The sequence below is a fragment of the Bradyrhizobium sp. MV1.5 genome, assembly GCF_055807615.1.
In genome coordinates, this window is the sequence record NZ_JBVVPL010000026.1 from 82,875 (window position 1) to 88,926 (window position 6,052).

Annotated in this window: 7 protein-coding genes; 4 read left to right on the top strand and 3 right to left on the bottom strand. The window is 63.7% G+C overall.

Going from position 1 to position 6,052, the window contains the following annotated elements:
- Positions 1–299: 299 nt before the first annotated feature.
- The 3 genes from AC0L2J_RS23160 to AC0L2J_RS23170 form a co-directional block, all read right to left on the bottom strand.
- Positions 300–518: a hypothetical protein gene (locus AC0L2J_RS23160; RefSeq protein ID WP_473249950.1), complete on the bottom strand. Its 219-nt coding sequence runs from the start codon at positions 516–518 to the stop codon at positions 300–302.
- A gap of 1 nt (position 519) precedes the next feature.
- On the bottom strand, positions 520–1,179 hold the full coding sequence (locus tag AC0L2J_RS23165) for an acyl-homoserine-lactone synthase (RefSeq protein WP_007615749.1): 660 nt from the start codon (positions 1,177–1,179) through the stop codon (positions 520–522).
- 87 nt (positions 1,180–1,266) lie between these two features.
- Positions 1,267–1,995: a helix-turn-helix transcriptional regulator gene (locus tag AC0L2J_RS23170; RefSeq protein WP_007615751.1), complete on the bottom strand. Its 729-nt coding sequence runs from the start codon at positions 1,993–1,995 to the stop codon at positions 1,267–1,269.
- 166 nt (positions 1,996–2,161) lie between these two features.
- Here AC0L2J_RS23170 and AC0L2J_RS23175 point away from each other — a divergent pair, with 166 nt between their 5' ends.
- The 4 genes from AC0L2J_RS23175 (at position 2,162) to AC0L2J_RS23190 (ending at position 5,869) form a co-directional block, all read left to right on the top strand.
- Positions 2,162–2,338, top strand: coding sequence for a hypothetical protein (locus AC0L2J_RS23175; RefSeq protein WP_007615752.1), 177 nt, complete (start codon positions 2,162–2,164; stop codon positions 2,336–2,338).
- 384 nt (positions 2,339–2,722) lie between these two features.
- A complete protein-coding gene (locus tag AC0L2J_RS23180) occupies positions 2,723–3,661 on the top strand; it encodes a LysR family transcriptional regulator (protein WP_473394653.1) in 939 nt (312 codons plus the stop codon).
- Positions 3,662–3,804: 143 nt separating this feature from the next.
- Entirely contained in the window at positions 3,805–4,683 is an 879-nt protein-coding gene (locus AC0L2J_RS23185) for a shikimate dehydrogenase (RefSeq protein WP_473394654.1), read from the top strand.
- Positions 4,684–4,738: 55 nt separating this feature from the next.
- Positions 4,739–5,869, top strand: coding sequence for an ABC transporter substrate-binding protein (locus AC0L2J_RS23190; protein ID WP_473394655.1), 1,131 nt, complete (start codon positions 4,739–4,741; stop codon positions 5,867–5,869).
- Positions 5,870–6,052 lie beyond the last annotated feature (183 nt).

Consider the following 6,052-nt stretch of genomic DNA (forward strand, 5'->3'; position numbering starts at 1 on the left):
CAGGCGCACGCAGGTTCGCGCCGATGTTCGAACACGGTCGCCATCAGTGAAAGAGCTCCCCCTGCCTGTACAAGGCGGAAAAATGGGTAATGGCAGTATCGTTCCGAGGCAAGAGCGATTCGACACCCAACCTGCACTTTGTTGCATGCCGATGCATCCGATCGATCTCGGCCCTGCAATCGGCCTTGCAAGAAGACTGCCGCGCAGGATGGGTCAACCTGCCGCACCCAAAGCGGATCACCCTCCCTCCGTTGCCGGAGAGAGGGTGTGAGTTCGTCGCAACTTTGAGAAGGCTACGCCTAGTGCGATGTCATCTGCCGGGGAAAGTCATCCGGCTCGGCGAGCACGCTGTTGGCCGTCGAGGCCTCCAGCGCCGCCATCCGGAACAGATAGGCGAGCGTCGCCAATCCGGTGTCTTCCGCCATCTGCGCGAGCTCGAGCGCCATGTCGGACATGTAGCCGAGATTTTCGTCCTTGATCTGCGCCATGATCTGGCTGTCCCGCATCATGTTCGACATCTCAGGCGCTCTTCCGTTGCGCGGCAGCGAGGCCGCAGAGGTTGGCACGGGCGACGGCGTCCAGACGCGGGCCGTCCTGTTGCACGACGCTTGTCATCCCGAGACGGTCACACACGACATCGAGCGACTCTTGACGGACCTCGATCGTGGCCGCCATCGTCCAGGAATTCTCGACCAGCGCCGGCAATCCCAGCGGCGTGACGACGAATCCGATCTCGTGGAAGCGCGGCAGCCACCAGGTCTCCATGACAAGACAGAGACGCTCGATGCCCTGATCGAGACAGAACTCCTGCGCCGCCGCCATCAATTGCCAATTGAACGCGCCGTCGCGGCGCTCGCGCGAAACGAAGAAGCGTGACCATTCCCATACCAGCGGGTTCGAGGGGCAGCCGCGCACCGCGGCGAGATGCGGGAAAACCTCGCTCATCATCGTCGGCCTGGTGGTAGGATAAAGACGGGAGCCGCCGAGCACCCGGCGATTTTCGAGAGCCAGCAGGTAGACCGCGTCCTCATTGTCGTAGGCGTCGACCTCGCGGCCATCGGGCTTGCGCAGCGCCTCCCATTTCCGCTCCTCGACAAAAATCTCGTGACGCAACCTGAAATGTTGCTCGAGAACGTCCTCGTAGAGGTGCCGGTTGACGGCAGAAATCACATGAATCATTTATTCCCCCATTTTTCGAAATAATGGGGAATCCTCACGGAAAACGGCCAAACCGACTACTGGGAAATTTCCCAGTAGGCGTGGATTTCAGGGGGTGATGATTCTGTGGCGGATTGCGATCGCGACCGCATGCGTCCGGTTGACGGCACCAAGCTTGCGCGCGGCAGTTGCAAGATGCTCTTCGGCGGTGCGCTGCGTGATATGCAGGATCTCGCCGATCTCCCAGGCCGACTTGCCCTGCGAGGCCCAGGCAAGCACCTCCCGCTCGCGCGGGGTAAGACGCATCGATCGATGCGGCGCCGGATTGAGAAGGCGGCGAATGTGATCGAAGCCGTACATCCCGATCAGGTGCAGCGCCGGCTTGCTGCGCGCATTGAGATCGAGGTGAACGCCACCGAGCGAGACGCCGGCCTCGTAGCCGGTCAATCCATGGATCGGCACGACGAAGCCGCGCGACATGCGGAAATCGGCAGCGCGCCGCATCACCTCCACAGCGCCCGGCTCCAGCTCCGGATCGTACGGCGCCTCAGACCACTCGAAAGGATTCACCGTCTGTCGGCATTTGCGGATCACGGGATCCACGCGGTCGTAGCCTTTTTGGGTATAGAGGCTGAACCACTCCGCCGGCCACTTCTTGGCGAGCACCATCTGGGAAAAGCGCTGATCGGGATTCGGCAAGCCGGTGACGATGATGTGCTCGAAGCCGTAGCGCCCGAACGCGGTCGCAAGCGCATCCATGGCGTCCGGAACCTTGGTATAGGCTCCAAGCCCCTCAATGAAGTCGAGCGCTTCCCGGCCATAATCCACGGCGGACATCGGTGCGTTTCCTGACCCTCGCTGTGCGATATAGCACGTCTTTGGGCACTGCCTCAATTCATGGTTTCCGTAGTTTCCCGGTATCCCATTGACCCCGAAGGCTTGATCTACTTGTGGAAGAAGTGACGTCAAGATACACCTACGATGTCTGAAGCGGGGAACCACGATGGAAGACGAGGACATCGCCCTCAACAGCGTGCTCGGCCTGGAACTCAACCGCGTATTTTTCGCCGTCCGCGAAACGGCAAACAAGCAGAAGATCATCGAGTTCGCACGCGGGGTGCTGCAAAGCGAGCGCGGCAAGCCGGCAGAGAGCGCCACGCCGGACGGACCGGCGAGTTAGCACGCAATTGCGGCAACCGACGCCGCTGCGACAGCTCGTGCGCCGACGGCGCCCTGCCATTTGAACGCGCAGATTTTAGTCGAACACGCGCACAGCGAAGTTGGCTTTCCTTTTCCCTTGTGAGCAGGTTGGTGAATCAGCCACGGTCTCTTGCCCCGGACGCAGCGCAGCGTCTCTTCGGCCGTACGCTGCAGAGCCGGGCTCACCCAGCCGCAACTTACCCTTTGGCTTTCTCGCCCCGGCTCTGCACCGCAACGCTAAACGCGTTGCGGCGTGTCCGAGACACGAGAGTCCCGTGCACATCAACGCTCACTTGCCGCTGGATGATGTCACGCCTCCCGTGAGATGATCGCCGCCGCGATCCTCTTTCGGGATGTTCAGGACATGATGACGCTGCGCCAGGTTGAAGTGATCCGGGCCGTGATGGTGACGGGCACCATTGGCGGTGCGGCGAAGCTGCTGAACGTTTCGGCGCCGGGCATCAGCCGCCTCGTCAAATACACCGAGCGCTCGCTCGGCATCCGCTTCTTCCAGCGCCAGAACGGACGCTATTTCCCTACCCCGGAAGCCGAGAACATCTTCGAGCAGATCAACGGCGTCTACAAGAAGGTCGACGACCTCTCCGAGATCATTTCCAAGATCGGACGCGGCGGATTGTCGGAATTGCGCATCGGCTCGGTGCCGAGCATTTCGCAAGTCATGGTGCCGCGCGCGATCGAGCGGGTCCGGCGGCGCTATCCGGATCTCGGCATCGACATCAACATCCTCAAGCTCGAGGAAGCCATCGACTATCTCCTGCTCGGCCGCGGCGAGTGCGTTGCGATGAGCTACCGGCTCGAACATTCCGGGCTCGATTTCTTGCCGCTCGCCTCCGGCGAACTCTATTGCATCGTGCCGCCGGGCCACGAGCTCGCCGGCCGCAAGCAGGTCTCCGCCGCCGAGATCACGCGCTATCCGCTGATCGGCATCGATCCCAACGACCCCTACGGCCGGATCATGGCCGAGATCTTCGCGCGCCACCGGCTCGCGTACAACATCACCATCCGCGCCCGCTTCGGCACCACGGTCTGCGCGCTGGTGAAGGCGGGGCTCGGCATCGCCATCATCGACCAGTTCACGGTAGCCCATGGGGGCTATCCCGGCATCGAGCTGATCAAGATCACCGAGCCGACGCGATTCGACACCTATATCGCGGTGAAGCGCGGCGCGCCGCTGTCGCTTCATGTCGAGTATTTCATCGAGTCCCTGCGCGCGGAGATGCGCGCGGTCGAGCCGACGCGGGCCAAAGGCAGGGCCGCGCCGCCACGGGGGCGGAAGAGATAACATTATGTTAGGTTTGGAGGACAAAAGGGTAATTGTGTTAGGCCGAGGAAAGACTATCGTTCCTAGGGGAAGCCCCTTGGAATTGGGCGGATCTCCCCGCTAATGGCCGGGATCAAACGCTCCCAACGAGACGATAGCGAACCATGTCAAAGCGCGGACCCGCCGCATCCAAAAAGCTCCTGACCGGCCTGATCGGCGCACCCATCGCGCATTCCGCCTCCCCTGCCATGCATGAGCGCGCCGCGGAGGGGCTTGGCCTGCGCGGACATTATCAGCTTATCGAAGTGGCCGGCGCCGGCTCGGCCGAGCTCGCCATGATGCTGGAAGGCGTGCGGCGGCTCGGCTTTGCCGGCGTCAACGTCACTTTTCCCTACAAGGAGGCGGTGGTCCCGCTGCTCGATGAACTGGCACCGGGGGCGGCCGCCATGGGGGCGGTCAACACCGTCGTTGTCAGGAACGGCCGGCTGATCGGCCACAACACCGACACGACGGGCTTTGCGCGCGCCGTCGCGCCGCTGCTGGCACGCTCTGGAAACGCGGTCGCCGTGATCGGCACCGGCGGCGTCGGCAAGGCGATCGCCTTTGCGCTGGCAAGCCTTGACGTGACCGACATCCGCATCTTCGACAGCGAGCCGGCACGCGCCGAAAAACTCGCCGCGCTGCTCGTCAAGCAGGGTGGCGCCAGGGTCGCCGCAAGCGTCGAGGCCGCGCTCGACGGCGCAACGGGCCTCGTCAACGGCACGCCGGTCGGCATGCTGCCGAACCGGGAAACGCCGGTCGCGCCGACGCTGCTGCGTCAAAGCCTGTGGGTCGCCGACGCCGTCTATTCGCCGCTCATCACGCCGCTGCTGGCGGCTGCCCAAGCCAAGGGCGCGCGGATCATGACCGGCCGGGAGCTTGCGATCTACCAGGCCGCCGACGCTTTCGAGCTGTTCACGGGCCTTGCCCCATCGACCGAGATCATGGGAGAGGCTTTTGACGAGGTGATGGCGGCCCGAAGCTCAGCCTATCACGCAGCGTAAACCAAGCGGCCGGACACAAGGCCGCGGACACCATCACGAAACAGGAGGAGAGACCATGAAATCGACTTTGCTGGCGGGCGCCCTGCTAGCCTTCGCGACTGCAACCAGTGCCCACGCCCAGGCGATCAAGCTTGCCGACGTCGCCGAGCTTTCCGGGGGCGGCGCCACCGTCGGCACCAATTGGAAGAACGGCATCGACCTCGCGATCGAGGAGATCAACGCCAAGGGCGGCGTGCTCGGCCGCAAGCTCGAAGTCACTCATGCCGACTCGCAGTCCAACCCGGGCGTCGCGCGCGCGCAGGTGCAAAAGGCGCTCGACGCCGAGCCCTATGTGCTGCTCGGACCCGGCTATTCCGGCTCGGTGAAGGTGACCGCGCCGCTGGCGGCCGAGGCCGGCATCGCGCAGATCATGGGCGGCGAAGCCGCCGAGCTGACGCAAGGCGGAAACAAATTCCTGTTCCGCACCTCGTTCGGCCAGCAATCGTCGATGCCGAAGGTCGCCAAATACATTCACGACGACATGAAAGCGAAGTCAGTCGCGGTGGTCTGGGTCAACAATGACTTTGGCCGCGGCGGTCGCGATGTCGTCATCAAGGAGCTCGACCGTCTCGGCTCCAAGGTCGTCGCCGATCTCTCCACCGAGGCGGGCCAGGCCGATTTCGCCGCCGACGTCGGCAAGATCAAGGCCGCCAATCCCGACGCCGTGTTCGTCTATTTGAACGAGGAAGAGAGCGCACGCATCCTCAAGGAGCTGAAGCGCCAGGGCGTCACCGCGCCGCTGATGGGCGAGACCACGCTGATCGGGCAGAAGGTGATCGAGCTCGCGGGCGATGCCGCCAACGGCGCGCGCGGCCATGTCGGCCTCACCACCGATGCGCCGGTCGACCTGATCAAGGCGTTTCGCGACAAGTTCGCGAAGAAGTACAATTACGTGCCCGACCATAACGGGCTGAAAGGCTATCTCGCGGTCTACATGGTGAAGGCCGCGACCGAAAAGATGGGCAAGGTCGACTCCAAGGCGTTCGCCGACACGCTGCACGGCCTGACCATCAAAGCCGCGGACGAGCCGGGCATCCTAATGGACGTCACCTTCAGCGACACCGGCGACATCGACCGCCAGAGCTTCTTGGTCGAGGTGGTCGAAGGCAAGCAGGTCGTGAAGCAGGTGCTGCCGAAGGTGAAGTGAGGTGTTCTTCGCCTCTCCCCGCGTGCGGGGAGAGGTCGGAATTTGCGCAAGCAAATTCCGGGTGAGGGGGAGCCTCCACGAGTCCAACTCTCAGCGACCTCGCGGAGGGGGGGGGGGGGGGGGGGGGGGGGGGGGGGGGGGCGGGGGGGGGGGGCCGCCCCGCGGGGGGGGGGGGGGGGGGAG

What these genes read in the sequence shown, in the direction of transcription:
- AC0L2J_RS23185 (WP_473394654.1), top strand. Translation starts at nt 3,805, where the DNA reads ATGTCAAAGCGCGGACCCGCCGCATCCAAAAAGCTCCTGACCGGCCTG.
- AC0L2J_RS23170 (WP_007615751.1), bottom strand. Translation starts at nt 1,995, where the DNA reads ATGTCCGCCGTGGATTATGGCCGGGAAGCGCTCGACTTCATTGAGGGG.
- AC0L2J_RS23180 (WP_473394653.1), top strand. Translation starts at nt 2,723, where the DNA reads ATGATGACGCTGCGCCAGGTTGAAGTGATCCGGGCCGTGATGGTGACG.
- AC0L2J_RS23160 (WP_473249950.1), bottom strand. Translation starts at nt 518, where the DNA reads ATGTCGAACATGATGCGGGACAGCCAGATCATGGCGCAGATCAAGGAC.
- AC0L2J_RS23190 (WP_473394655.1), top strand. Translation starts at nt 4,739, where the DNA reads ATGAAATCGACTTTGCTGGCGGGCGCCCTGCTAGCCTTCGCGACTGCA.
- AC0L2J_RS23165 (WP_007615749.1), bottom strand. Translation starts at nt 1,179, where the DNA reads ATGATTCATGTGATTTCTGCCGTCAACCGGCACCTCTACGAGGACGTT.
- AC0L2J_RS23175 (WP_007615752.1), top strand. Translation starts at nt 2,162, where the DNA reads ATGGAAGACGAGGACATCGCCCTCAACAGCGTGCTCGGCCTGGAACTC.